The organism is Altibacter sp. (assembly GCF_019913785.1).
Taxonomy (GTDB): domain Bacteria; phylum Bacteroidota; class Bacteroidia; order Flavobacteriales; family Flavobacteriaceae; genus Altibacter.
In genome coordinates, this window is record NZ_JAIOHK010000040.1 from 1 (window position 1) to 26744 (window position 26744).

Genomic DNA, 26744 nt, shown 5'->3' on the forward strand with positions numbered 1-26744 from the left:
CCAGATTCGGTTCCATAGATTTGCAAGCCGTTGAATACCTGACGGTAATACACGTGGCTTATGTTACTTACTCGGCTTACATTTTGATCTGTAATTGCCCATTGCGCATCCTGTGGAGTAAGTAACGTATTCTCCAAAAGTTGCTCCATTTGATTGTCAATGCTTTGCACTGCGTTTTGAGCTATCAGCTGTCCTGAAAAGACAAATAATATTCCCAAAAACAACCTGAAGGTAATTTTTTTCATTAGAATTTATAGTTAAAAGGTTAGTAATAAGTAGGTATTAATTTCTGTAAATCTATTAAATTAACACTAGTTCACAAACTTTTACAAGCAGATATCTCAATTTTAACAGTAATATACTGGCAAAAGTATAACGCAACCAATGTTCATTCTTATTGCATTTCACACAACTTATTTTTCCCTACTTTAGCAAATCAACAAGAGTTTTCTACATGGAACAACCCGATGCACTTATACTTAAAATGCAAAATAAAAATGAGATTGCATTTTCAAGAATTTATGCAATGTATTCTGATGCGACCTACGGTATTATACACAGTATTGTCTTAGATGAGGCTATTTCACAAGAGGTGCTGCAAGATGTTTTTATAAAAGTTTGGAACAATTCCGGGTCCTACGATAGTAAGAAAGGACGGTTCTTTACGTGGCTTCTCAATATTGCGAGAAACGCTGCTATTGACAAGACCCGATCCAAGGCGTATAAGAACAGTAAGAAAAACCTAAGCACTACTAATTTCGTAGATATACTGGCTACTAGTGATAGTTTAAATCAAAAAGTAAATGCGATTGGAATACAGAAATTTGTAGCTGCTTTAAAACCTGCCTGTATTAAAATAATCGATCTCCTTTTTTTTAAAGGATATACGCAGGTGGAGGCCGCAAAAACCTTGGATATTCCATTAGGGACCTTAAAAACTAGAAATAGAAATTGTATACAGGAGCTTAGAACCTTGGTTTTAGGGTAATTTAAAGATATGAGTGCAGAAGAAATTATAGCATCTGGCAAACTAGAATTATATGTATGTGGAACACTTCCTTCTGAAGAAATTTCAGAGGTAGAAGCAGCCATTGCAACCTATCCGGAAGTACAGCGCGAAATAGAAGCCATTGAAGCTTCCTTGCTTAGCTTGGCCGAAGCTGTGGCACCTACCTTGCCCGCTATGATATGGTCGTATATACTGGCTGCTACCCGTTCGGTTCGGAAAATAGACGGTAGTGCTCCGCGTACCAATTGGTCGGCCATCACAGGCTGGGCAGCTGCCATTCTTTGTATAGTGGGGCTATTTTGGATGTGGAAGCAGCATAATGGGTTACAAGATGATATTCAAATTACAACTACTGAAAACACCCAATTAAAAGAAAGAATACGTTTTACTGAAGGAGAACTCACCGATGCGAACAACTTATTAGCTGTGATTCGCTCTAAGGATTACAAAACCATTACGCTTCCGGGAAACCAGGCGGTGGCTCCCGAAGCATTTGCCAAAGTGTATTATAATCAAAAGGATAAGATCGCCTATATAGATGCCGGGGGGTTGCCCGTAGCGCCAAGTGGAAAAGTATATCAGGTATGGTCCTTAATATTGGATCCGCTGACCCCAACTAGTGTTGGATTGTTAAGTTCTGCAACAGGGACCGAAAATGGGGTCTTTAAGTTTGAGAATATCCCCAATCCGGAAGCCTTTGGAATTACCTTAGAACCTGAAGGAGGAAGTGAAACACCTACCTTATCACAGTTGTACACCTTAGGGGCTGTATCTCCTTAATTTCAATTTGAATACCTATTAATGCTTCTGAAAAAGACATTATGAAATCAATTATACTATTGATATTCCTATTTGTAGCGAATTCTACCTTGTTGGCACAACCGGAAAGCTATATAGGAAACTATACAAAACGAAGTGAGTCTACACAATCAAAATCTATTCTTGAATATTCGCTCACCCTAAATTCAGATAGCACCTTCCTAATTCATATTTATCGAAATCTAGACCCCAGTCAACCCGAAGAAAATTGGTTCGGAAAAGGAACTTGGAAACTCGAAGGAACGCACACACTTGTATTCTATTCGAACGAACAATCAGATTTGGACGAAAAGTATACCTTAAATTGTACTAACACCAAGGCTCGTAGTAATCGCAAATCACCCAGAAACACATCTTTGAAAGTGCAAAAAGAATCGCTTCGTTTTTTCCAATCTGAAATTTTATGGCTAAAAGGGCTGGAGCTTTTTAAAACTGAGTAAATCCGTTTGGTTTAGGCATTAAAAAGAGCGTCCTCCAATGGCAGACGCTCCAACTAACAAAAAAACTCTGAAACCGGTACCACCGGTTGTCAATTAGCTATCGGCTGTCGATAACCAACCGTTATACATTATATACGAAAAACCAAGTGGGATGGTTTTCAGTTTTTATAATTTTTCAATTTTCTCTGTAAGTACGGGTCCTAATTCAAACGCAGCCGTCAAAAGCTCCTTTTTAAGAGGCTTCACCATATCCGATTTTCCATTGGCTTTATACACCAAAGCCGAATAATATTGAGCCATGGGCTCAAACGTTTTGCCTGCAACAAAGTTTTCAATGGTCTGAAGTGCTTCGGCATTCATTCCCGCCATAAGTTGTGCATAAGCCAATAGTGAATAGGTTTCGGGAGTTGCTCTATTTTGAATTTCCTGAGTGGCCAAGGTTAGCGCTTTTTCAGGTTGGGATTCGGCATAGATTTCAATAAGGTAGGCATTGTACATATCGCCGTAATCGGCTTCGGAAGCATTATTTACAAAACTATCTATAAACACTTCTGCTTCGGAAAGTTGATTGTTAAATTCGGCCATTTCAGCTTTCAGCAAAAAATAATCGGGAACCTGGTGATGCACCATAACCGAATCTAATATCCGATTTGCCTCGGTCGTATTTTTTTCAGCAGCATAAGCAATCCAAGCTATTCCTTTTTTTGCGTAGGCATTATCGGGCTGTAACTGCAGTGTTTTTAAATAATGTTGATAGGACGCTTCAAGACGTCCGGCATGACCATAGAAATCGGCTAAATTCGAATAAGTCCACACTTTTAGAGCAATGCTTCCTCTGGACTCGGCAATGCTTTTGGCCTGTTCCATATACTTGATGGCGGCCTCGAGATCACCTTTGTAATCACTCCATTTTGCCAAACGAATTAAGTAATTATAGTCATTGGTATTTTTGATCTTTCCGAGGAAAGCATCTGCTTTATCATAATCTCCCAGCTCCATATATATATCGAAGAGCATCATTTCGGTAGCTCGCTTATTCGAAACACCGGCATAACTTTCCTCTAAAACAACCATTGCCTCCTTAAATCGGTGTTGTGAAATATACGTACGGGCCAAGCCCCTCGCATAATTATCCTTATTATTGGCAGAGATCTCCATCCCCTTTTTGTAGAGAGCTTCGGCTTTTTTAAGATTCTCAACAGCTCCGCTTGCTTCAAATATCCTTGTATAGGCCCCAGCCAGGGGACCAATTTCACCAACTCCAGACGTATCCGGTTTGAGTCTATTGTTCCAATAGTCTTTTTCAGAAATAGCACTTTTAAGACTTTCGTTATTGGAGGTATCCAAAAAAGTATTGTAATGGGCCGGATTGGTAATGACTAGCTTTTCCTCTTTTTTACAGGATGTCAAAAGCAGTACTAGCATACATAATATCAATGCTTTCATACATTTTCAGTATAAAAAAGAAAAGAGCAATTGCTTGCCCTTTTCTTATGATTAATTTGTTGTTTATTCATTGGGGGTTTCTAAATAAGGAAACCCAAGGGAGAAGTCTCGATCGCCCGCATCAACACCATCACTTGTAAGTTGTGGCGTTCCGTTGTTTCCGTCAAAACGTGTTCCACTGGTTCCTCCAAACATTAGGGTAAGTGAAATGTCTATCACATCGTCACCTAAGTTTCGACCGGTTAGTGCATTGGTACCGTCAAAATAGGTGGTTGGACCATTTGGAGCTACTTGTAGCGCATCGAATTGTGCCAATACCGTGGTAAAGGTTGGCGCATCCAATCCTAGAATGTTTGTCTCATAATCGAGGTCGGCAGGATCTATCCCCAATGATTGTGCATAGACATCGTGATATAGTTCTAACGTAGCCTCGAATGTAGGCTGAAAGGATGCTCTGTCACTTACGATACTCGTATTAAAATTATTCTTTACGTTGTCGCTTCCGCTGAACACGGTATTCACACCGGGTCTTCCCATGATGTCTTCTTGTGTATAGGTACCGCTAAAGTCCAATGTAGTGTCACATGGCGCACAGGCGGTTCCTCCACAATCCACACCTTCCTCATCTCCATTTTGGACACCGTCGTCGCAGGTCACTTGCATAATGATATTTCCATTATCGTCGTCGTCGGCACATTGCACAAACAACAGCGAGGTACAGATTGCAATAAATAAGATTCTTAATTTATATGTTTTCATGGTCTTTTCTTTTTTGAATTAATTATTGCTTTCTTTTTGTAGTTACCCATACATTGTATGCAGGAGGCAATCCGTTTATCCCAACCGCAGCACCAACATGTGGGGGTGCAGTTCCCAGCATCGAGTTTGGGACTTCAACGATTACGGCCAATACATTTAGTTCTTCAAAAAAGTCCTCTGCTTGACCGGGAGGTAAAAACCCTTCGGGGGCCACGGCTCCGGAGATCACCTCATTAAAACGGTTAAAATCAAAATAAAAAGCATCTCTACGAGGACCAGCAAAAAAGGTCATTCCATTATTTGAACTGGTTTGCACATCGGCACTGGTAGAAATTTTAACACTATTTCGTGCTACGGAAGTTTCAACAACACTTGAAAGTCCTGTTTGCGTAGGGCCTACCGGACCAAAGAAATACATAGAATCACCTCTTTTGATCGCCTGAATGACCAGATCTTCCACAAAATCACCGGTATTGTCAATATTGAACTCAACCATCACATCTTCATCAAATTGTGCATTATCGGTTACAGCACCCGGAATTAGGGGACCCTGTAAGGTTGCAATGAATACGGTTTTATTAGGATCATCACCTTCAAACGCATAGAAGTCGGCTATATCGGTAGTAGTACCGGCAACATCAGGTGCATCAATGTGATCTGCAGCAATGAGAAATACCGCAAGCATGGCTAATCCCAAGCCTCCGATTGCTGCAAAAAGTTTTGTTTTTTTCATAATTGAAGTTCTTTTTATTAATTATTTTTACTTGTTCATATTCATTTACGACGAAAGTACATAGTTGGTTTTTTTACAACAGTTAATCTTTTGTTAATGTAAATTTACAATTTAAAACCAACGCAAAGTTATCAAAACTAATGAACCCATCAGCAACCGATTGGATTCCGAAGTTTTTAAGTGGTTTAGAGAGGGTTGATCTCACAACAAAATTTAAAAACAGAACGAACTTTTATACCTACCTTAAGGAAACCGGATTTATATACGGTGTTTCTGTCAAGGCTATCCTGGACGAAACGGTGAGTAATTTGGATCTCACCAAGGAGGAATACACCAAGATCAATCTGTTTCATGCACTGCTCTATTTTTACTTTCAGTCCAATCCAAAAGGTTCTTTTGACGATGCCATCGGCTCTATTAATGAATTCTATAACAAGATAGACAAGGGAAAGACCGGGTTTTTAAGGAAGCTGACCCTTTCTCAGAGTAACAGTCAGCATTTAGAAAGTGTTTTGTCGTCACGCCTACAAGAGACCAATACGGCGCTCAAAAAAAACAATACCTCGATTCTTACCTATGCCCTGCTCTTTGTAGATGTGTTGGCCTATATTAAATGGCTGTCTAAACCCAGAGCGATAAAATCTTATGCCAAACAATTGGAAAACTCGGTGATCACCTGTTGTTTCTTTGCACTGAAGGCCAAACAGAATAAGAACAAATACGATCGATTGCTAATTGATCTATTCGAATCTTCCACAGAATATCTGATTGCCGATACATCGGCGCAGGATATTACCTCTTTGCAACAATTAAAGCGTATTTCAAATCGTAGTGATCTCGAAAAAAAATACATTCTGGATATCTGTATTATCGCCGTATGGGATGATCATGAAATGGACGCGAGCGAGTTTAACTTTTTACAAAATCTTACAACCAAGCTTAAACTACCCGAAAAGGAACTCACGACAAGTTTACAAGATCTTACTTCGTTTTCGGACAAGTACACCGAGACCATTCAACTTTTTGAATATTCCAATCCGGTAAAACTATTTTATAAGCAATCTGCTGCTACGGTAAAACTGCTTATACTTCGCAATAAAAAACGATTGATACGTGAATTAGAGGAAAGCGGTGAATTACTGGTGTTATTATCTCAGTCAACACTCAGAGACCTGAATCCGGAAGAAAAGCACAAAGTAAAGGAGCAATTGTTGGATGTGTGCAAAACGATCCCTTCGTTGACCATTTTCCTGCTCCCGGGAGGTACTGTGCTGCTGCCGTTATTAGTAAAGTTTATTCCAAAACTGTTACCTTCAGCCTTTAACGAGAATAGAATTCAGGATAAAAAGAATTGAAACTTTCCCAGGCATATAAAACATCCTTTTCGGCAGTACTGCATATTGCCGTACTATTGTGCTATCCATTGGTCGTTGTGGCAAGTTTGGGTATCGTGTTAATTCCATTTTTCAGGGCGTATTTGAAAGAGACCATTGGGTTTGGCCTGCTTACCGGATTGTTTATCGCTGTATTTTTTTTAGTGAGCAATACATCTTTTCGAAGGACTTTTTTAATCGTGTCATATTTGGTATTGGCTTTTTTAGCCTTTCTGAAACTTAGTTTTTATTATCATTATGGTGTAAAATTAAGTGCTTCGGCCTTATTTGTTATTTTTGAAACCAATACAACCGAAGCTTCCGATTTCTTATCAAATTACTTCGATTTAAAGATTATTTTGTTGTTGATACTGTTCTTATTACCATTGTTTTTCCTGCGTAAATTGTTCAGTTCCAAATCGAATCTTTTTAAGTTTAGGGAAGCATTCCAACTACGAACAAAATCATTAAAATTCAGGATACCCATACTCCTCCTAATAGTAATTCTTGGTTACGGAATTCAGTCAAAGTTTAAAGCTGAAAATATCTTTTTAACCTCTTTTAGTTCATACGAAGAGTATGTAATTACCAAAAATATCCTTAAAGACAATCTCGCAAAAAAGCATAGTGATGTTTTCTCGGATGTCACATCGGAAAAGGGTCGTCAAACCTATGTGATTGTGATAGGTGAATCAACTTCCAGTTGGCATATGCAACTTTACGGCTATCACCGGAACACCAACCCCTTATTGACCGAGATTAAAGATGAACTAACTATTTTCGACAGTATCATTACACCCGATGTACATACCATCTTGGCACTTGAAAAGATACTAACGCTTTCCGATGCAAAAGAACCCAATAAAAAAAGCAATGGTTCCATTGTACAATTGGCCAACCACGCAGGTTTTACTACCTATTGGTTATCCAACCAGAGACCTGTTGGCTTGCATGAGAGTGTTTCTACACTTATAGGCAATGCGGCAACTCAAAAGAATTTTATCGCCACGGATAACTATAACTACGATATCCACGATGAAAATTTATTTCCCTTTCTGGATCAAATTCTTAAGAATTCTATTGAAAAAAAGGTGCTTTTTATTCACCTAATTGGAACACATGGAACCTATAAAAAACGATACCCAGTAGCATACGAACGCTTTACTGAAAAGAGTCCCAATCTAAAGTATCATCATAAAAAGGCTATTTCCACAACGAATGATTATGACAATGCTGTTTTGTATAATGACTTTATTGTTCGAACCATAATTGAAAAGGTAAGAAATGTAGACGATAAGAGTTATGTTGCTTATTTCTCCGATCACGGTGATGAAGTATACGATACCATGGATTTAATGGGCCATAATAGTTATCACGCAACACCGCCCATGCACGAGATACCCTTTATCGTCTGGTTTTCTGAAAAATATAAGGCAAATCGGTCTTTCTCAACGCCAAAGGATTCGTTGTCCAAGAGGCGGTATAGTCTTGAAGATTTTATACATACGTTTTCGGAGATTAGCGACATTACCTTTAAAGAATTTGATCCTTCTAAGAGTATTTTTAACACCGAATTCATAAAGCGTACACGTTTTATAAAAACAGATGTAAATTATGATAAGCGGTAAAAAGTGGAAGTTTTTATTGGTGGGCACAGTATTTGTAATTAGCTGTGTCTTTCTATATCGGTTTAGTCCTCGAAAAATCGAATTTTTAGGATATTATCATAAAATTGGCGCGCATCGTGTAAACAGTCTCGAAAAATTGGAATCGGCACTTTGTTACTTCGATGCTATTGAATTGGATTTGGAATATATTGAAGGGCAAGATTATCTTGACGTAAATCATCCTCCTGCCTCGTCTATTCAGTTAGATTTTGAAACGTATTTGTCTCATTTTGAAATTGAGCAACAGCCTTTTATTTGGTTGGACATCAAAAATTTGAATTCAGGCAACAACAGACAAATTCACGACAAACTAATAGCGCTGCTGCAAGAGAAGTCATATCCGCTAGACAAAATATTGATTGAAACTCGCTATCCTGAAGCCCTGCCTATTTTTTCGGCCTCGGGATTTAAAACAAGTTTTTATCTACCTCAACATTTGTCGGCTAAGGATTCGCAGGTATTACAACAGGAAATAGTTAAAATTGAAAAGGTGTTGGAAGCGCAACCCGATCTTGGAGTTTCAACCACTTTTTCAGAATATGCTATTTTAAAGAAGTATTTTCCAGCTCGAACAAAATACATCTGGTCAATTAATCACTCAAAGCTTAAGGATTATCGTCTTTTACAGGAAATTCTGAAAGACGAATCGGTTCAATTAGTCTTAGTGAGCTATCGCGCTTTTAGAGGAAACAGATAATTGATAGCACAATTATTCCAACCAAATTTTAAAGTCCTTTACCCTCTCACGGGCTACAATGACCTCCTGTGCTTTGTAAGTGGTAAGTTTTAGCTGAAGTCTGGAATTTGTATACGAGATAATATCCTTGATTGCGTTTATATTGATATAATATTTCCGACTAATTCGGAAGAAGGTTTTCGGTTCCAGTTCGTCTTCTAATAGCTCTAAAGTGGTATCGAGTAAGTAATCACGACCATCAATTGTATGGGCATAGGTCCCTTTATTTTCGGAATAAAAACACTCAATTTCATCAACCGAAATCATTTTAATATGCTGCCCGATCTTTGTTGTAAAACGCTTTTTGTATTCTCGCTCTAGAGGGTTGGTCAACAGCTTCCTGATATCGTCGAAGTTAAGCTGAACGTTCTGAGTGGGTGGTTTTAAAGCTCTGTATTTTTTTACCGCAACCTCCAATTCGTCATCATCAATGGGTTTCAACAAATAGTCGATGCTATTCAACTTAAAGGCTTGCAGCGCATACTCGTCGAAAGCCGTTGTAAAAATAATAGCACTGCTCACCTCCACTACGTCAAAAATCTCGAATGACAAGCCGTCGCTTAGCTGTATATCCAAAAATATAAGATCGGGATGCGGGTTGTTTGAAAACCATTCGATCGCTTCAGTCACACTGTGCAGCATTTCGTGCGTACGAACGTCTAATTTTGCTAGCATCCGCTGCAATCGGCGAGCAGATGGTTTTTCGTCTTCGATGATGAGTACATTCATAGGTAGTGGGTTAATCCCATTTATTGGTTCGTTTTAAATCTTCTTCATCCTTCTCCATATACTCTTTGATCTTTCGCTCTTCCCAATTCTTAAAGAATGTGAATTTATCCTGAAATACATGCAACGCATGAAAGGCTAATCCAATACCCCAAAAGAAGGGTGTAGAGAGCATAGACCATGTGGGTGCCTCAAATCCAAATTCAAAAAAAGCCTTACTAAATAATCCCATTTGAATTAGTATCAGGAAAATATTTACTACCACATAGGCCGTCAGGTGTGAGTAAAACCCTTTTATTTCTTTGACCTTCTTTTTAGCCTTCTTGTATTTTTCATTTTCTATATCGTTCATAACTCTGTCTTTTAATTCCAACGTTGTTCGGACTCTTTTTCTTCTTTTTCTACCAAGTCTTTCACTTTCTTCTCTTCCCAATTCTTTAGTATTGTAACCTTATTTTGAAAAACCCATAAGCCATGGACTAGTAACACAATTCCCCATACAAGGGTAATTCCATAGGTATTCCAGTCCAGCCAACTTTGTATATTTGTATCTTCTGCGTTGATGTAGATAATTGGAATAAGCTCCAATCTAATTAGTAAGATGACCAAATTCACAATCAGGAAAATCGCAAGATGATTGTAAAATCCTTTTAGACAATTTACCTTTTTTTTGGCGCGTTCGTATTTTATAGTTTCCATATCTTTCATAACTTCTATTATTAGCTCCATCTATTCCCCGATGATGTATCGTTATCTTTATCCATAAACTCCTTGATCTTACGCTCTTCCCAGCTCTTGTTCATATACGGTAACCAGCGAAATGCCTTGAATGCCTGAATGACAATTCCTATCCCCCAACCAAATGCGGCCCATAAAAACCAGGGATAATCCCACCGATTGGTATAATAATTCAATGCAGCTAAAAAGCCTATAAACACTAAATAGAACATAAGGCTTGTGTAAAATTTCTTGATACAGGTAACACGTTCCTTGGCCTGTAAAAACTTGGCTTCTTTATCTAAATCTTTCATAATTAGTTCTCTTTATCCATAAATTCTTTCATCTTTCGCTCTTCCCAGTCCTTCCCTAAGAAGGGGTTGTAATTAAACACTTCCATCGCATGTCCCATCACCCCAAATCCCCAGCCTACGATTGGAAAGATAGCCCATGGGAACCCTGTCGATCTGAAATTCAAATAAATAAATACCGGGATCATGATAAGGTAGATGGTAATGTGAACGTAAAAGCCCTTTAACGCTTCTACTCTTTTTTTTGCACGTTGGTATTTTTTTTCTGAAATATAAGTTTCTTGTATTTGCATGGCAGTTGTTTCTTTAGTGAGCATTGGTATAGCAATGCTGAATTCTTTCTCGTTTTGCTGAATAGTAACCGGCCTGTTGGTCAATATATAATACCGCTGCCGAATATTCCGAAGCCCTACACCACTACTTTCCTTTAATACTTGTTTTGGTTGTACATTGTTCTTAATGACCAAATTCCCATTTTCTTCGGTAATGCTAATGTGTAATTTTTTTGAAGGGGTTACCTGATTGTGCTTTACCGCATTTTCCAGCAATAACTGAAGCGCCAGTGGTACTACCTTGGCTTCAGGATTTGAAATAGTATCGATAGTAAACACTATACTGTCTTCAAAGCGCATTTTTATAAGTGACATATATAGTTCGGCGAACTTCAATTCTTCAGCAACTGTCACCAAATCCTTGTTTTTTTGTTCCAAAACATAGCGATACACTTTGGACAATGAGGTGGTAAACTTGGTAGCAGCTTCCGGGTTTTCCTCTATCAAACTCGTTAACACATTCAAACTGTTAAATAAAAAATGTGGATCCAACTGATTTTTCAAGGCGTCAAACTTTGCCGAAGCCGTTCCGGCAATGATCTTCTGCTCCTTTACCTTTCGTTCCTGTGTGTATCGGTAGTAGTATACTCCGTAAAAAATCGCGGTTACCAAGGCCGATATAATAAAGGAAACATAATAGTATTGTATGTGTTCCCCGGCTACGAATTCAGAAAGGCTTTCCCCCTCAATGATTATCTCGGTAAATAACCGAAGGAAAAATAAACTCGCCACGGTGATGGCGATTCCACCTAAAATTCCTTTTGATAAATTATTCGTTTTAAAGAGCTCTCCTTTATATCGTTTTAGCAAGAAAATGATGAACAAGGCATTGGCCATATACAGTACCACCGAATACATTTGGTTGTACCCAAATTCGATAAGCAGTTGTTTCCCATCGGTGATTCTGTAGCCATTCATGTATCGGATAATACCCAACACAATAAAGACCAGTGCCCCTAAGGTCAATGCTTTACCAAGCTCTTTTATAAATAACTTTATACTCATTATTTACAGGTTTTTTCGGCGAGTTCTTTGGCGCGATTTTCACCATAACTCGGGTGAAACTCGGTCTCTGGTTTAAAGGTACTAAATAGTTCGATCGCTCTTTGCAAATCGGCACAGTAGGGGTCCAAAGGTTGTCCAAAAAAGCGAGCAGAACCCATATCCCATTCCGCCTTCCCGAAGACCACATGCGGATTGTCCGGCGCCAATTGTAAGGCTTGTTGGTACAGTTGTGCCACTTTCCCGGAATATTTCATTCCGTATTGCTGTCCGTCGTACGCAATCCACACGGTATGCCACAGGGCGTCTAGTACAAGAAGCTCGGCGTTGTCTTTGGAAATTCCTTTGGCTAAGTTTAAAAATTCCAGTGCCTTATCCATTTGTGCCTTCAATTTTGTTGCATCTTTCTCTTCAAAACTGTAGATCACGTTAATTTGCGCTACATAATAGGCCGGCAACCAGTTATCAACTTCGGCGGTCGAAATTCTCTCGAAAAGATTGGCGGCTTCCCATGGTTTTTCAGATCCCCAAAGTTCAAATGCTTTGCGCATGCCATCTTCGTACTTCGATTGACTAATTCCTATACAGGAAATCATCATAAAACAGAATAGTATTAACTTCTTCATTGGTTGTAGGTTTTTTAGTTTACATATGTATAATCAGCTGGCGGGTTTCACCGTTCTTTACTTCAAATTTAGCATCTTCCCATTTTGGTGGACCAAACATAGTCGGTGGGTTGTTTGAGGTTCCGTAGGATTCGGTGGGAAACATTCCCATAAACATATTCAATTTGCCATTACCGTCTTCGTCGTGATAGCAGGAAATCGCGTAAACTCCATCGGGAATATCGGTAAAAGTGACGGTCGCTTCCTTATTCTTAATTTTCGATGTGGCTGCCTTAAACGTTTCTTTCAGAAAATTTGATTCTTTGTCGTACAGCCCAATTTTAACCATCCCCTTATCGTTGTCGAAATCTTGAAAGCGTACTTCAATGGTGTTCTGGCCCTGAAGTATCACAGTTGTAAGTAATAAGGTCAAATATGTAATTATAGTTTGCATGGTCCGTTTGTTTTTTAATGTTGTATCAAATATCAGTTAATTATCAAGAATACTAAAAATAGCCTGACCCAATTGTAGTTTTTTAGTGATGAATTGTGATGTGACATATGGTATATCACACTATCGTTAGAGCTTGTCCAATTGATTATCGCTACCATCATCACTAATCGTCCAAAAGAATCCCACGAAAAAGAATTGATCGGCCGCCGGTTTTAGACTTCTTCTGGAAAAATTTCCCGAGGCATCGGGTGTACTGGCATATTGATACCCATTGACATTCTCAAAAGCGAACACATTATTAATGGAAAAATAAAGGATCTGCTGTTGCGAAATAAGATAGGCCCAATTGAAACTCGTACTGTGATAGTCCCTTGTTTTTTGCTGAAGAAATCCCGGCTCGTTAGGATTGGTGTAGGTACGGCCACTTCCGTATTGGTGGCTAAATCCTATCTGACTCTTCCAATCTTCAATCCAGTACTTTCCTACCACCGAAACATTGTGCGTATTCGCGAAAGATGGGACGGCAGCCGTTGGAAAATTCAGATAGTTTCGCTCGGTATCCAAATAGGAATAACTCACCCAATAATCCACATTTTTTATACTTTTATTATCGCGCCAAAACACATCGACTCCCTGCGCATATCCATCCCCCTCATTGGTAAAATTCGTATCGAATGAGGCCATTTCTGTATTGTACTTAATGAGTTTATCGTACTGCTTTCTATAGGCTTCGGCTCGGAAAATGCGGTTGTTGGCCGAATATTGATAATTCAAAATATAATGCTGCGTCTTTTGAGCTTCCAGCTTACTTTCAAATTTTAAAACATCGCTGTTTGGCTGCTGAAAAAAATCGCCATAGGCCAATGAGAGTTGGCTGTGTTGTCCGGTTTTATACGCCACCGAAACTCTTGGAGAAACGGTAAAGTCGTTGAACAACGCACTGTATTCGGCACGAGCGCCCAACTTCATCGCAAACTTTTTAGAAAAGATCAGATCCGTTTCGGCAAAGGCTGCCGAAATGTTATTCTGAAAACCATAGGTTTCAAAAATCGCTTCCTCCCGAAATGTTTCTTCAAAATCTGTTAGGAATTGCTCTGCCCCGAAACTAAGCTTCACCCGATTGCTAAAACGTTTCCGCAGCTTCAGTTTAATGTGCGCCGAATTTTCGATATCGTTCAAATCGGCGTCAAAAATTCCCAAATCGGTGTTCGAATGCGTAAAACTTCCGCCTCCGAACAATTTCCAACTATCACCTAAATTATCGGTATAGCTGGCATTGGTATAAAAATTTGAATTGTTCAGCTTAAAAGGGATTCCTTCAGAATAATCAATATCTTCCTGTGTCAATTCGAAATTAGTGCCATCGAAGGCCGCGTACAGTTTAAACAGTCCGTCTCCTATTTTTTGCCGAAAAACGGCTTCACCAGCATAGCCCTCAAAAGGTTTTTGCCAATCGTTTCTATCGGGGAGAATTGCTATATAGGGCGCTAGATTGATATAGGTAGCATTGATGCTCAAGGAACTGTTCTTCCACTTCTGCGTATTTCCGAGACCACCTCCTACTGTCATTATAGCAATATCGGTCTTTTCTTGATCGGGTTCATCGATGGTGTTCAATAAAAGAACTGAAGAAAGTGCTTGCCCATATTCGGCCGAATATCCCCCGGTTGAAAACGTAATTCCGTCGAATAAAAAGGGGCTATATCGTCCTCTGGTAGGTATGTTATTGGTGGTGGGTGAATAGGGCGTAAACACCCGAATGCCATCAATAAATATCTGCGTCTCCCCTGCATCACCACCTCGTACAAATAATCGGCCGTCTTCAGACACCGTCGTCGTCCCGGGAAGTGTTTGTAAGGCACCCACAAAATCGCCTAAAGCACTGGCGGTAGTAACTACATCCAACGGTTTCAACACGGAGACCTTACTGTTATCACTGGCTTCAAAGGTTCCGGCAGAGATCACAACGGTGTCCAACGAATTCACATCTTCACGTAATTTTATGGTAAGACGCTGCATCTTACCAACATCGGCAACCAAGGTGTAGGTTTCAAAAGAAAGAAATGAAACTACCAAGGTCTGAGTCCCCGTTTCGGAAGTCTGAAACGAAAAGTTACCATTATCGTCTGTGGACACACCATCATAAGTCCCTTCCAAATAAACATTTGCACCGGGAATGGACACGCCATTATTTTCAGTGACTTTTCCTGAAATTACAGTTTGTCCAAATACGCTTAAGGATAGGGTTGAAGCTAGAAAACTCAAACATACGATTATTTTAATTTGTGCTTTTAAATCTTTCATTGGTAAGCTGGTTATGAATTTACAGTTCAAAAATGCGATCCATGTTTGTCAATTCAGAAAAAATAAAACTGAAGTGTAAATTTAAGGGGGTGAATTGTAAAAAGTATCCAAAAAGAAAGTTGAATTAAGTATCTTAGAGAAATTAATTGCTTTTTTTATGAAAAAACTGACCGTACTTTTCTTCGTTTTTCTGCTTTCAACTATGGGTTTTGGTCAGGATACCTTTTCCATAATCGCTGTGGATCCGGTTACGGGCGAAATAGGCTCGGCCGGGGCCACCTGTATTTCCAGTACCGGTGGTAGTAATATTGCAGATATCATCACCGATATCATTCCCGGACAGGGTGGGGTGAATTCACAGGCCTATGTATGTATCCCAAATATAAATCTTCAAAATGCCATTCTACAAATGGAAGCAGGCCTGAGTCCTTCCGAAATCATCGACTATCTCATGGCAAATGACGCCTGTAATAGTCAGAATTTTGATCCCAACTATAGACAATACGGTATAGTCGATCTGGATGAAAACGGAGATCCAAGAGCTGCGGGATGGACCGGCAGTATGACCGATGATTATAAAGAAGACCGACAAGGCGCCACCTTTAGTATTCAGGGGAATATATTATTAAATCCATCGGTGATCGATCAAATGGAAGCCAATTTCAATACTACTTCCGGAACTTTGGCCGATAAATTGATGGCTGCCTTGCAGGGCGCTAATTTCCCGGGAGCCGATTCCAGATGCCTGGCCAATGGTACGTCTTCCCGTACGGCTTATTTATTAGTGTACAAGGCCGATGACGACCCAAACGACCCATATATAAAAATAGTGGTTCCTGTACAGGCGGTTGGTACCGAACCAATTGATATTCTACAAGACCTATACGATGCGTTTTTAAGTATTAGTGAACCTACTGTAAAAAGTAAGCTTCAGCTATTTCCGAATCCTACAAATAACAACCTCACCCTTGCTTTAGATCCATCGGTAACCTTGACGGCCTATGAGGTGTACGATATTACCGGAAAACGATTGATCAAACACACTTCTCACGAAATGAATTACAGGAGATATCAAGTTTCAGCCGCCAATTTGCAAAGTGGCGTATACTTTTTGAAGGTGACCACCGAGCAGGGTGAAGCGACCTTCAAATTTGTAAAACAATAATTTCTGAAATTAATAAAAACGGAATGAGCGATTCTGAAAAAGTAACGAAATACATATCCAAGCACAGTAAATGGAGTAAACAACTTGCTCAACTCCGAGAAGTTTTTCAATCGACAGCATTGAAAGAAGAGGTGAAGTGGGGTTCGCCTACCTATACACTCAATGGAAAGTTGGTAGCCGGAATGGCCGCCTTTAAAAATCACTATGCCCTGTGGTTTCACCAAGGAGTATTTTTAAAAGATGAGCATAAAAAACTGGTCAATGCTCAGGAAGGTGTTACCAGAGCTTTGCGACAGTGGCGATTTGAAGAAGACGATGTGATCGAACCGAAGATAGTGGCTCAGTACCTACAAGAATCCATTGAAAACTGTTTGGCCGGAAAAGAAATCAAACCCGAACGCAAGCAGGGGGTTCATATTCCACCATATCTGAAAAAAGCATTTCAGGAGGATTCAAAATTAAAAAATGCCTTCAATACGTTAACACCCGGTAAACAACGCGAATATGCGGGATATATTGAAGAAGCCAAACAAGAGAAGACCAAACTTACGAGATTGGAAAAAATTAAACCTATGATTTACGAGGGTAAGGGCTTGCACGATAAATATAAAAACTGCTAAAGCCTCATGAAATTCTTAAAGGATAGACGGTTTTGGTTTTACGTACGCCGTGCCGTATGGATATTTATTACCTGGGTCGTCATTTCCAATTTTATCTTCTTTTACGACTATATTACGCTGGTTAGTCAAAATGCGCTCGGCGCCGATTACGACTTTACCTCTTCTTTTACGGCCTATCTACTCGTAAGTGTCTGTGCGTCATTCATTGGCGGTGTATTTTCGGTAAACCTTATGGAATATTGGTTGCGAAAGTATGCCATGTGGAAGGCGCTATTGCTGATTATTGTAGTCTATACCCTTGTAGCAATATTTGTTGGATCTATTGGTAGTTTGTATATAAACAGCGAAAATATGGAATTACCTATGTTCCATCCTGATGTTATGGAAGAACTTCCGTTTTTTTATGGTAAGGCCATTTTTATAAAAAATTATTTCGTTTGGCTCTTTATCGTTTTGTCCACGCTTATTTTGGCATTGGTAAATGATAAATACGGACCGGGAGTGTTCCCTGATTATTTAATGGGAAGGTATTTTAAACCGAAAAAGGAACGCCGCATCTTTATGTTTGCCGATATAAAGAATGCAACGGGTATAGCCGAAACATTAGGCGAAGAAAAGTATTTTAATTTCCTGAAAGACTTCTTTAAGGATGTTGCCCCGGCCATTGTTCAAACCCGTGGTGAAATATATCAATATGTGGGTGACGAAATTGTCGTTTCCTGGAAGATGAAATGGGGTCTTAAAAACGCAAATGCCTTGCAATGTTTTTACAGTATGCAAGCCCTTATCGCAAAGAACTCGGATCGCTATCTTAAAAAATACAACCTGATACCAAAGTTCAAAGTAGGATATCACTTTGGATCGGTGATGGTGGGTGAAATTGGACAGGTTAAACGGGAAATTGCATTTTCGGGGGATGTCCTGAATACCACCGCCAGAATTGTGGCCCTATGCAATGACTTGGGTGTCGAAATTCTAGCTTCTAAGGAATTCGCCGATGTAGCCTATGAGCTGCCTGAAGGTGTTTCGATTGAGGAAGTGGGCATGGAAGAATTACGTGGTAAAGTGAAGAAAATGGCCTTGGTCACATACAATAGGAATGGTATTTGATTAGATTGTTTCAGTTAACTTTAAATATATCCTTATGAAAACCGATACTTACACAAAAACCCTTCTGACCATTATTGCAGTTTGTTTGACCATTAATTTGGCCAAAGAATTTGAGATTATTCCTTCAGCCCTTGCTTCAGAAAACAAAACCGTTCCCGAAAAAGCAACAAAATACCAGCTGGTTCCTATCAACGAAAGCAACACCATGGACGTGCGAATTGTCGATATCAATACCTACGACGAGCTAAATGTAAACCTGAAAAGCGTAGATACTTACGACGAAGTAAAGGTTAACATTAAAAGCATCGACACCAGTGATGAACTAGACATAAACATCGATGAAGTAGGTGGTAGTTGGGTGAGCAGCGGAGGTCCTTTGCGCGTCGAGGTAGAATAATTCCATGCTACTTTATTTTTACCTTAAACGGCCGAATAATAAGTCGGGCCGCCCGATCGTAATTGATATAATTATAGGTCCAATTAAAAAAAGTAACTACCCGGTTTCGAAAGCCCACTAAAAAATACAGGTGTACAAACATCCAAATAAACCACGCAAAGGCACCACCCAAATGCAGCTTGTAAATATCTGCAACCGCTTTATTCCTACCAATAGTAGCCAGTGTTCCCTTGTCGTAGTACTTAAAAGGAAGCATTTTCTTACCCGCCAACATGCGCTTTATATTCTTTCCTAAATTTCTTCCCTGCTGAATGGCCGGTTGGGCAACCTGAGGATGTCCATTGGGATACGATTTTGTCTTCATCAAGGCAATATCGCCCAGTGCAAATAGAGTTGGATGTCCCTCAATCCTATTATATTGATCTACCAGATACCGATTGGCCCTCGCGATCAAACTCACACCATTGATACCTTCAACCGGAGCACCGGTTACACCTGCTGCCCAAATAAAGGTTGCCGTTTGAAATGCCAGCCCATCTTTGGTCGTTACGATAGCCCCGTCGTAATCTTGCACAAAAGTATTTAGATGTACTTTGACGTCTAATTTTTGCAGTGCCTTGAGCGCCTTCTTCGAAGCTGCTTCACTCATAGGTCCAAGTACGCGATCACCTCCTTCAATCAGGTGTACACACATATCGGCTTCATTCAAATTGGGGTAGTCATTTTTTAGGATTCCCTTTCTGAATTCAGCCAAGGCACCCGCCAGTTCCACTCCGGTGGGGCCTGCTCCGGCAATCACGAAATTTAAAAATCGCTTGCGTTCTTCCGGCTTATCCGTGATATCGGCCGCTTCGATGTTTTGCAAAATCAAACTGCGCATATCCAATGCCTGCGGGACCGTCTTCATAGGCATACTGTTTTCTTCAATATTTTTATTTCCGAAGAAATTAGTGCGCGTGCCCGTAGCAATAACTAGGTAGTCAAACCTCAGATTACCAATGGAGGTCTCGACTATCTTTTTTTCGGTATCGATATAATTCACAGTGGCTAAACGGAAGTGAAAATGTGTGTGTTTCCTGAAAATCTTCCGAAGTGGATACGCTATGGAATCGGGTTCTAAGCCGGCTGTAGACACTTGATACAATAAAGGTTGAAATGTATGGTAGTTATGCTTGTCGAAAAGTACCACCTGTAGTTTGCTCTTCCGAAGCTGCTTAATAAGTGAAATACCTGCAAAACCCCCACCAATAACTACAATTCGAGGGAGTTGGGTTTCTGGAATGTTCATGAATGATTTTGTATATTATAAAGGTACTATTTGCAAGAATAAACAACTAGAATTCCTTTAATTTTTAAGAATTTTGTAACAAACCAGAGGGTCTAAACACTAATGCAGTAACCAACTAAAAGCCTTTGACAAAAGAACTTGAACATAGTTTTGTAAGCCAACTAGAAGAGAACCAAAACATTGTACACAAAATCTGTCGTTTGTACACCAATGATAGTGATGCACACAATGATTTGTTTCAGGAAATAACTATCCAATTGTGGCGTGCATTTCCCAAGTTTAGGGGTGATTCAAAGTTTAGTACCTGGATGTACCGAGTGGCTTTAAATACAGCTATTACGCTGTATCGAAAATCGAAACGGTCTATAAAGACTCAGGATTTTGAAGGGGTGAGTTTTAAAATAACGGCAGAGGTCTACGATGACACTGTCGAGGAACAGCTGAAATTAATGTACAGTGCCGTAAAAGATCTAAACGATATTGACAAGGCCTTGGTGTTTTTATACCTGGAAGACAAAAATTACAAAGAAATATCACAAACATTGGGTATTACAGAAGTAAACGCCCGCGTAAAGATGAATCGAATAAAAGAGAAATTACGAACTATATTAAATCCGTAATCCCTATGGATGAATTAGAATTATTAAAAAAGCAATGGCAGACGAGGGAGCAGGAGTTCCCCAAGTTGTCGTATAAGGATATTTACCAAATGCTCCTTAAGAAATCATCATCCATCGTCAAATGGATTTTCTTGATAAGTATTGGTGAAATCATCCTCTGGACCCTTTTGGCCTTTTTGGTGCCCGAATCGAGTAAAGAAATTAACAATGGTATTGGCCTCAAGACCACCTTCCTCATTATCAACATTATTAATTATGTAGTTTTTGCCGTATTTATATTCCTTTTTTATAAAAATTACCTCTCCATTAAAGTGACAGATTCGGTCAAAGGTCTTATGGAAACTATTTTAAAAACCCGACGTACCGTCAAGTACTTTGTTATCTATAATGTAGGAGCCTCTGTCTTATTGTTAATTGGAGTTAACCTATTCTACTATACAAAAAAAGAGCAACTGTATGAGTTAATGATCGACAACTATGAAGGGTATAGCGCCATACCGCCCGAGAGCTTTACATCGGTATTCTTTATTAGTCAGATAATTGGCGGCGTTATTATGATTGGGTTATTGCTACTTTTCTATCGACTCATCTATGGGATTTTACTGAAACGTCTAAAGAAAAATTATAAAGAACTAGAGGAAATTAACTTGTAGTTTGATTTATTTGGGGGTTCCCTAATACCTCCACTGACGTTGTTTATGCGATTCTTCTTTCGATTGAATTTCTTCGGCGGGAATCACCTTTAAGAAGGAAGGGTGTTGCTCAATGGCATATTCGAGTTTTTCGACAATTTGCTCCATGGTGTCATTTTCGTAATCTATGTCCAAAGGTGCTTTGATCTCCATGGACTGTAAAATACCTCGTTTTTTAATTCGAATCCCCTTTTTATCGAAGGATCGTCTAAAACCATCAATTACTATAGGTACTACAAGGGGTTTATTCTTTTTAATTATATGAGCCGTCCCTCTGCGTATAGGTTTCCAAGGCTTGGTTGTACCCTGCGGAAAGGTAATCACCCACCCATCTTTCAATGCCTTTGAAATGGCACTCACATCGCTCATCTTTACCTGTTTGTTCACCTCCTGCCCTTTTTCTCGCCAGGTCCGCTCAATACTAATCGAACCTGCATAGGCTAAGATTTTAGGCAACAAACCAGATTGCATGGTTTCCTTGGCGGCAACAAAATAGATATTAAGTTTTGGATTCCACAGATAGCCAATGTTCTTAATGCTATCCTCACGCCCGCTTAGGCTGGCATTGAATACGTGGAACATTGCAACTACATCGGCAAAATACGTCTGATGGTTTGAAACAAACAGTACATTATTATCAGGCAAGGTCTTTAGGATTTCACTGCCGTCAATCTCAAGCGTATTAAACCCTTTAAAGCGGCGATGTGTCAATGCCCCTAAAATTCGAATTAACCATCGCTTTAAAAATAATATATGTCCAAAAGGATTTCGTTTAAAAAGCCCCATACAATCTTTTCCTAATTTTAAAATACAGCTTGTTTTGAGTAAAAGCCGAAATGCAAAGATACTAAAAATAGCCCTTTATAGCAGTTGTTTCAATAATTCACGCACTTCACTCAGCATCATTGCTGTAGCTCCCCAAACCACATGTCCATTTAACAAGAAAGCAGGAACCTCGATATTGGTGGCATACGAAGTTGTCAAGGTTTTGGTAACTAAGACCGAATCGTCCATAAAATGCATTAGCGGTACCTCAATTAAGGCTTCCACCTCGTCCAATTGAGGTACAAAACTCGGAGTAAACGGTGTGATTCCTAAAAAGGGTTGTACAAAAAAATTACTGGGTGGAATATAGATTTCGGTGAGTTCTTTTAAAACTGAAATGGATTTTGAAGAAACTCCTACTTCTTCCTCTGTTTCACGCAGTGCCGCTTCTTTTAAATTGGCATCACCTAATTCTAATTTCCCTCCTGGAAATCCAACCTGAGCCGAATGCACGCCCTTATAGGTTTTCCGAAGGATTAGAATAAGGTGTGTTTCAAAGCTTGCCGAAGGATAAAACAGTGCCATGACTCCTGCCTTTCTCGGATTTTCCTGGCCTCTGGCGATCTTCTTCAACTCGAGTAATCGCTCAATAGGTGCCATTTGAAGCTGTATAGCCTCCCCCGGTAGTGCTAAATTTGCTACTTTTACAATCTGTTTTTCAAATTCCTGAAACTGCATCTATGAGAATTTCGTTACTAATCGTCTTAGCTATCTGTAGCATTTTTGCAAGTTGTGAAGATAATAAAAAGGCTTCCGAAGTAAAAACCGAAACCATTTCAAAAAAACTAAAAGATAGTGTGGTAACTCCAATTACTTCAGAAGCAGTGCAAAAGCAAGCCCCAAAAAGCAGTATTCAAGAAATTACCAATGAGAATGTGATTGCCTTTTTGACCGAATACGGAGCCGATAACCCGGAGACCAAAGCGCAAATCCAAACACAACACGGAGAATTAGAGATCGAACTCTTTACCGATACTCCCTTACACCGTGCCAATTTTATTTATTTGGTGAAAAACGGTTATTTTAACGGTACTTTTTTCCATAGGGTGGTGAAGAACTTTATAATACAAGGGGGAAATAGCGATGATGTTTCTACCGTACGTAAACGCAATAAATTGGGTAAAACCTACCTACTCCCTGCCGAAATTATCCCGGGAAGGAATCATAGCTATGGCACCATCAGTGGCGCTAAGGAGTATCGTGAAAATCCGGATAATCGATCCATGCCGTACGAATTCTTTATCTTTTTAGGTCCGCAAACCTCAACCAAACACCTCAATGGCAGCTATACTATTTTCGGGAAAGTCACCAAAGGCATGGATGTGGTGGAAAAAATTGCAAACCTTCCTGCCGATGAGGGCGATTGGCCGCTTCAGAATGTATACATCCAAGAGATTATTCTTCGGTAAGTTCCTTTTTTGAATAAATAGTTGGGAGTGACAAATTAAAATAGACAGCAAGTAATCGTACTATTATCACGATAGTGCCTGAAATAATGATAATAAAATCTTCGGTCAGCGGTGTTTTCAGCAATAAAAAATAAGCGATTCCACCCAAGATACAGGCTGTGGCGTAAATTTCCTTTCTGAAAATAATAGGTATCTCATTGCACAATATATCTCGAATTACACCTCCAAAGCAGGCCGACATTGTCCCCAGCGCAATACAAATGATAGGTGGGAAACCGGCAGCGATCCCCTTCTCTACCCCAACAACCGTGTACAGTGCAATTCCGATGGTATCGAACAAGAATAAGGACCTACGGATATATCCCAACCACTTTCTGAAGACCACCGCGAATACTGCTGCTCCTAAAATTACGTATACGAAAGTAAGATTGCGCATCCACGTAATATCGGCTGCGATCAATACATCACGCAGCGTACCCCCACCTACTGCCGTGACAAAGGCGATGATTAAGATGCCAAACGGATCCATCCTCTTATTCAAGGCAGTCAATACACCTGAAATTGCGAACGCAATGGTTCCTAAAATATCAATGATTAAAAATAAACTCACATGTTCTGGGTATAATAGTTATAATCCTTTATCACCTTGTCGATAAATGCTATAGGTGTTTCCTCTTCGGTAATATCCATCACTTTTGCAATGCGTTTTGACAGCTTTAAAATAACATTGTGATTGCCATTAAATTTCGCGCGGGTAAACACACTTTTGATGGTTTGCATTTCGGAATCGGTAAATACGGTCACCTGTGGGTAGGTGGGTTTGTAATCTTCGGGAATATCAGACAACAGCGTTTCTGAAAAATGAATCGTTTTCTTCTCCGTAATCACGGTTGTGGTAGCTGCTACATCTCCGAGGCGTTGTCCTTTTCCGTTTAGTAAAATGGTAACAACCGCCAACGCTCCACTAGTGACACTCACATCCACAAGGCGAATTAGCCACCGAATAAAATAATTTGAAAACGCCGGCTTGGAGCCATCCAGTTTCACAACGCGTAGTTTCATTGCAGCTTTACCCGGACTTCGACCGTTCCAAAAGGTTTCCCAAAGTAAATGATATACAAACACCGGGAGTCCGAAAGTCATAATGAGCAAGAAAATAAAGCCGTCATCAGACACATCTAACCAAGAAACTAATATCACAACTAAGATCACATAAATAACAATAATCGCCGAATCGATTAGGTAGGCCAAGATGCGTTCTCCAACCCCGGCTACATTTTGAACTATATTGACATTTTGAGCGGTTTCTATTTGAAAATTATCCATTAAATATGTTTCTTTGAGGCTAAACAACTACAATGCGATGCGCGAAGCTGCCTTTGCGAAACAAAATAAGGATAAATGGTTAAGATTTGAAAGTGTTCTGCGGAATAATGTTCAAATTCATCCCGATGAATTGAGTGCCCTGTATATTGAAATTACAGATCACCTAAGCTATGCGCAAACCTTTTACCCGAAAAGCAACACCCTTCGATATTTAAACAGTCTTTCTGTCCTAGCACATCAAAAGATCTATAAGTCGAAACGGGAGTCACGCTCGCGTTTTATTACATTCTACACCCAAGAATTTCCACTTTTTTTTTCGCAATACCACAAACAACTACTCATTGCCTTTGTGACCTTCGCATTATTTTCACTAATTGGTGCCTATTCGGCAGCTACAGATGGCAACTTTGTGCGACTTATCCTGGGTGACGGCTATGTAAATATGACCCTTGACAATATTGAGAAAGGAGACCCAATGGCTGTTTATAAGGAAATGGGCGAAATGAATATGTTCCTGGGCATTACCATCAACAACATCCGCGTAGCCCTTTTGGCCTTTGTCTTTGGGCTATTCTTAAGCTTGGGTACCTTGTTTATACTTATGCGGAATGCCATTATGCTTGGCTCTTTTCAGTACTTTTTTTACGATCAAGGCTTGCTTTGGGAATCGGCCCGAACGATATGGATTCACGGTACTATTGAAATTTCGGTGATTATAGTGGCGGGCTGTGCCGGATTGGTAGTTGGCAACAGTATTTTATTCCCGGGCACCTATACCAGACTGCAATCCTTTGTGCCTGGTGCAAAGGATGGAATAAAAATATTGATGAGTACCATCCCGTTTTTTATTATTGCAGGATTCCTCGAGGGGTTTGTAACACGACATACCGAGATGCCGGACTGGCTGGCCATACTTATTATTGGTGGATCCCTATACCTTATTCTATTCTATTATGTACTATACCCCATAAAACTAAAAAAGAAACATGAACGAAAAGCTAGAGTTTAAACAACAGCGTGAGCTGGGAACCATCTTAACCGATACTTTTAAATTTTTACGAATCTGTGGTAAACAATTATTCGGTCTCATTTTTAGAATAGCCGGCCCTGCCCTTGTAATATTAGTAATAGCCTATGTTTTCTATATGCAAACTGTTTTTGGCGGTATGGGAGGCAGTGGATTTGGAAGTTCTTTTGAAGATTTTACCGGTGGTTTCCTACTTTCCATCTTTTTACTTATGATTTCGGCAATGACCTATTACGCACTGTTATATGGTACCGTTTTGCATGCTATCAAATCGTATATTAAGAACGATGGGGTGATAATAAGGGAAGAAGTTACATCGGGCGTGAAACAAAACTTTTGGAGCCTAATAGGGTTGAGTATTTTGGCGGGTATCATGATAGGGTTTGGAATTGTGTTTTGCATTATTCCAGGAATATACTTGGCTGTTGTATTGGCCCTCACCTATTCCATACATATTTTCGAAAAGCGCGATGTGACAGATAGTATTAGCTATAGTTTTAATTTGATAAAAGGGGAATGGTGGATCACCTTCGCTACTTTCTTGGTGATTGGTATCTTGTATTATATTATTTTGATGATCTTTCAAATTCCGCAATACATTTACTTTTTCATTAAAGGATTCGCCATCGCCGAGACCATGTCGGCCGATCCCAGTGAAATGTTCGACTGGGTGTATATGGCGCTTAGTGCAATAGGAATCATTGCGCAATACTTGCTACAAGCCATTATGGTGATAACCACAGTCTTGATCTATTATAATTTGAACGAACGAAAAAATTTCACCGGAACGATAGAAACAATCGAATCTATTGGTGATCGTGAGGAATAACCT

Annotated in this window: 32 protein-coding genes; 15 read left to right on the top strand and 17 right to left on the bottom strand. The window is 39.6% G+C overall.

Annotated elements, in window-relative coordinates:
- A partial coding sequence (locus tag K8F54_RS06685) for a hypothetical protein (RefSeq protein ID WP_290788814.1) occupies positions 1-245 on the bottom strand: 245 nt, incomplete at its 3' end.
- Positions 246-454: 209 nt separating this feature from the next.
- On the opposite strand from K8F54_RS06685, the gene K8F54_RS06690 reads away from it, so the two are divergent.
- The 3 genes from K8F54_RS06690 to K8F54_RS06700 are packed head-to-tail and all read left to right on the top strand — an operon-like array spanning position 455 to position 2268.
- Positions 455-988, top strand: coding sequence for a sigma-70 family RNA polymerase sigma factor (locus K8F54_RS06690; protein WP_290788816.1), 534 nt, complete (start codon positions 455-457; stop codon positions 986-988).
- A gap of 9 nt (positions 989-997) precedes the next feature.
- Positions 998-1789: an anti-sigma factor gene (locus K8F54_RS06695; protein ID WP_290788817.1), complete on the top strand. Its 792-nt coding sequence runs from the start codon at positions 998-1000 to the stop codon at positions 1787-1789.
- Between the two features lie 41 nt (positions 1790-1830).
- On the top strand, positions 1831-2268 hold the full coding sequence (locus K8F54_RS06700) for a hypothetical protein (RefSeq protein WP_290788818.1): 438 nt from the start codon (positions 1831-1833) through the stop codon (positions 2266-2268).
- Between the two features lie 165 nt (positions 2269-2433).
- Here the strand turns inward: K8F54_RS06700 and K8F54_RS06705 are convergent, their stop codons facing one another.
- The 3 genes from K8F54_RS06705 to K8F54_RS06715 form a co-directional block, all read right to left on the bottom strand.
- The gene (locus K8F54_RS06705; protein ID WP_290788819.1) at positions 2434-3714 is read right to left on the bottom strand and encodes a hypothetical protein; all 1281 of its coding nucleotides are present in this window, start codon (positions 3712-3714) and stop codon (positions 2434-2436) included.
- 63 nt (positions 3715-3777) lie between these two features.
- Complete coding sequence (locus tag K8F54_RS06710; RefSeq protein WP_290788820.1) at positions 3778-4473, bottom strand: DUF4331 family protein; 696 nt, start codon at positions 4471-4473, stop codon at positions 3778-3780.
- A gap of 22 nt (positions 4474-4495) precedes the next feature.
- On the bottom strand, positions 4496-5206 hold the full coding sequence (locus tag K8F54_RS06715; protein WP_290788821.1) for a DUF4331 family protein: 711 nt from the start codon (positions 5204-5206) through the stop codon (positions 4496-4498).
- A 140-nt stretch (positions 5207-5346) separates the two neighbouring features.
- Between K8F54_RS06715 and K8F54_RS06720 the strand changes: the two genes are divergently transcribed.
- Genes K8F54_RS06720 through K8F54_RS06730 form a run of 3 tightly spaced genes read left to right on the top strand, consistent with a single transcriptional unit; the run spans position 5347 to position 8943 of the window.
- Complete coding sequence (locus K8F54_RS06720; RefSeq protein ID WP_290788823.1) at positions 5347-6561, top strand: LETM1-related biofilm-associated protein; 1215 nt, start codon at positions 5347-5349, stop codon at positions 6559-6561.
- The gene (locus K8F54_RS06725; RefSeq protein ID WP_290788824.1) at positions 6558-8207 is read left to right on the top strand and encodes a sulfatase-like hydrolase/transferase; all 1650 of its coding nucleotides are present in this window, start codon (positions 6558-6560) and stop codon (positions 8205-8207) included. The genes K8F54_RS06720 and K8F54_RS06725 overlap by 4 nt, the downstream gene beginning before the upstream one ends.
- Positions 8194-8943: a hypothetical protein gene (locus K8F54_RS06730; protein ID WP_290788825.1), complete on the top strand. Its 750-nt coding sequence runs from the start codon at positions 8194-8196 to the stop codon at positions 8941-8943. The genes K8F54_RS06725 and K8F54_RS06730 overlap by 14 nt, the downstream gene beginning before the upstream one ends.
- A 12-nt stretch (positions 8944-8955) precedes the next feature.
- Here the strand turns inward: K8F54_RS06730 and K8F54_RS06735 are convergent, their stop codons facing one another.
- The 8 genes from K8F54_RS06735 to K8F54_RS06770 all read right to left on the bottom strand — a co-directional run bounded on the left by K8F54_RS06735 (position 8956) and on the right by K8F54_RS06770 (position 15433).
- Entirely contained in the window at positions 8956-9711 is a 756-nt protein-coding gene (locus tag K8F54_RS06735) for a LytTR family DNA-binding domain-containing protein (protein WP_290788826.1), read from the bottom strand.
- A gap of 10 nt (positions 9712-9721) precedes the next feature.
- Positions 9722-10060, bottom strand: coding sequence for a 2TM domain-containing protein (locus K8F54_RS06740; protein WP_290788827.1), 339 nt, complete (start codon positions 10058-10060; stop codon positions 9722-9724).
- Between the two features lie 11 nt (positions 10061-10071).
- On the bottom strand, positions 10072-10416 hold the full coding sequence (locus K8F54_RS06745) for a 2TM domain-containing protein (protein WP_290788828.1): 345 nt from the start codon (positions 10414-10416) through the stop codon (positions 10072-10074).
- A gap of 11 nt (positions 10417-10427) precedes the next feature.
- Positions 10428-10739 (bottom strand): 2TM domain-containing protein, encoded by a 312-nt coding sequence (locus K8F54_RS06750; RefSeq protein ID WP_290788830.1) that lies wholly within the window; start codon positions 10737-10739, stop codon positions 10428-10430.
- 2 nt (positions 10740-10741) lie between these two features.
- Positions 10742-12073: a 2TM domain-containing protein gene (locus K8F54_RS06755; protein ID WP_363299418.1), complete on the bottom strand. Its 1332-nt coding sequence runs from the start codon at positions 12071-12073 to the stop codon at positions 10742-10744.
- A complete protein-coding gene (locus tag K8F54_RS06760; protein ID WP_290788831.1) occupies positions 12073-12696 on the bottom strand; it encodes a hypothetical protein in 624 nt (207 codons plus the stop codon). Before K8F54_RS06760 ends, K8F54_RS06755 begins: the two co-directional genes overlap by 1 nt.
- 19 nt (positions 12697-12715) lie before the next feature.
- Positions 12716-13129, bottom strand: coding sequence for a DUF2141 domain-containing protein (locus K8F54_RS06765; RefSeq protein WP_290788832.1), 414 nt, complete (start codon positions 13127-13129; stop codon positions 12716-12718).
- Between the two features lie 126 nt (positions 13130-13255).
- Entirely contained in the window at positions 13256-15433 is a 2178-nt protein-coding gene (locus K8F54_RS06770) for a TonB-dependent receptor (RefSeq protein WP_290788833.1), read from the bottom strand.
- Positions 15434-15590: 157 nt separating this feature from the next.
- Here K8F54_RS06770 and K8F54_RS06775 point away from each other — a divergent pair, with 157 nt between their 5' ends.
- Genes K8F54_RS06775 through K8F54_RS06790 form a run of 4 tightly spaced genes read left to right on the top strand, consistent with a single transcriptional unit; the run spans position 15591 to position 18725 of the window.
- Positions 15591-16598: a DUF1028 domain-containing protein gene (locus K8F54_RS06775; RefSeq protein WP_290788834.1), complete on the top strand. Its 1008-nt coding sequence runs from the start codon at positions 15591-15593 to the stop codon at positions 16596-16598.
- A 23-nt stretch (positions 16599-16621) separates the two neighbouring features.
- Complete coding sequence (locus K8F54_RS06780; protein ID WP_290788835.1) at positions 16622-17218, top strand: DUF1801 domain-containing protein; 597 nt, start codon at positions 16622-16624, stop codon at positions 17216-17218.
- 6 nt (positions 17219-17224) lie between these two features.
- Positions 17225-18328 carry an adenylate/guanylate cyclase domain-containing protein gene (locus tag K8F54_RS06785; protein WP_290788836.1) on the top strand — a complete coding sequence of 368 codons (1104 nt, stop codon included), beginning with the start codon at positions 17225-17227 and terminating at the stop codon, positions 18326-18328.
- Between the two features lie 34 nt (positions 18329-18362).
- Positions 18363-18725 carry a hypothetical protein gene (locus tag K8F54_RS06790; protein WP_290788838.1) on the top strand — a complete coding sequence of 121 codons (363 nt, stop codon included), beginning with the start codon at positions 18363-18365 and terminating at the stop codon, positions 18723-18725.
- Positions 18726-18732: 7 nt separating this feature from the next.
- Here K8F54_RS06790 and K8F54_RS06795 read toward each other — a convergent pair whose 3' ends face one another.
- The gene (locus K8F54_RS06795; RefSeq protein WP_290788839.1) at positions 18733-20013 is read right to left on the bottom strand and encodes an NAD(P)/FAD-dependent oxidoreductase; all 1281 of its coding nucleotides are present in this window, start codon (positions 20011-20013) and stop codon (positions 18733-18735) included.
- Positions 20014-20138: 125 nt separating this feature from the next.
- Here K8F54_RS06795 and K8F54_RS06800 point away from each other — a divergent pair, with 125 nt between their 5' ends.
- Together K8F54_RS06800 and K8F54_RS06805 are read left to right on the top strand one after the other, a co-directional pair.
- Positions 20139-20633, top strand: a complete 495-nt coding sequence (locus K8F54_RS06800) for a sigma-70 family RNA polymerase sigma factor (RefSeq protein WP_290788840.1) — start codon at positions 20139-20141, stop codon at positions 20631-20633.
- 5 nt (positions 20634-20638) lie between these two features.
- On the top strand, positions 20639-21286 hold the full coding sequence (locus tag K8F54_RS06805; protein WP_290788841.1) for a hypothetical protein: 648 nt from the start codon (positions 20639-20641) through the stop codon (positions 21284-21286).
- 21 nt (positions 21287-21307) lie between these two features.
- Here K8F54_RS06805 and K8F54_RS06810 read toward each other — a convergent pair whose 3' ends face one another.
- Together K8F54_RS06810 and K8F54_RS06815 are read right to left on the bottom strand one after the other, a co-directional pair.
- Positions 21308-22111, bottom strand: coding sequence for a lysophospholipid acyltransferase family protein (locus K8F54_RS06810; RefSeq protein WP_290788842.1), 804 nt, complete (start codon positions 22109-22111; stop codon positions 21308-21310).
- Positions 22112-22186: 75 nt separating this feature from the next.
- Positions 22187-22828 carry a CoA pyrophosphatase gene (locus K8F54_RS06815; protein WP_290788844.1) on the bottom strand — a complete coding sequence of 214 codons (642 nt, stop codon included), beginning with the start codon at positions 22826-22828 and terminating at the stop codon, positions 22187-22189.
- A 2-nt stretch (positions 22829-22830) separates the two neighbouring features.
- On the opposite strand from K8F54_RS06815, the gene K8F54_RS06820 reads away from it, so the two are divergent.
- Entirely contained in the window at positions 22831-23559 is a 729-nt protein-coding gene (locus K8F54_RS06820) for a peptidylprolyl isomerase (protein ID WP_290788845.1), read from the top strand.
- On the opposite strand, the gene K8F54_RS06825 is transcribed toward K8F54_RS06820, so the two are convergent.
- A complete protein-coding gene (locus K8F54_RS06825) occupies positions 23546-24169 on the bottom strand; it encodes a trimeric intracellular cation channel family protein (protein ID WP_290788846.1) in 624 nt (207 codons plus the stop codon). The two genes, K8F54_RS06820 and K8F54_RS06825, sit on opposite strands and share 14 nt — an antisense overlap.
- Positions 24166-24885, bottom strand: a complete 720-nt coding sequence (locus K8F54_RS06830; protein ID WP_290788847.1) for an RDD family protein — start codon at positions 24883-24885, stop codon at positions 24166-24168. The genes K8F54_RS06825 and K8F54_RS06830 overlap by 4 nt, the downstream gene beginning before the upstream one ends.
- A gap of 37 nt (positions 24886-24922) precedes the next feature.
- Between K8F54_RS06830 and K8F54_RS06835 the strand changes: the two genes are divergently transcribed.
- Together K8F54_RS06835 and K8F54_RS06840 are read left to right on the top strand one after the other, a co-directional pair.
- On the top strand, positions 24923-25894 hold the full coding sequence (locus tag K8F54_RS06835) for a stage II sporulation protein M (protein WP_290788881.1): 972 nt from the start codon (positions 24923-24925) through the stop codon (positions 25892-25894).
- Positions 25872-26741, top strand: coding sequence for a hypothetical protein (locus K8F54_RS06840; RefSeq protein WP_290788848.1), 870 nt, complete (start codon positions 25872-25874; stop codon positions 26739-26741). Before K8F54_RS06835 ends, K8F54_RS06840 begins: the two co-directional genes overlap by 23 nt.
- Positions 26742-26744 lie beyond the last annotated feature (3 nt).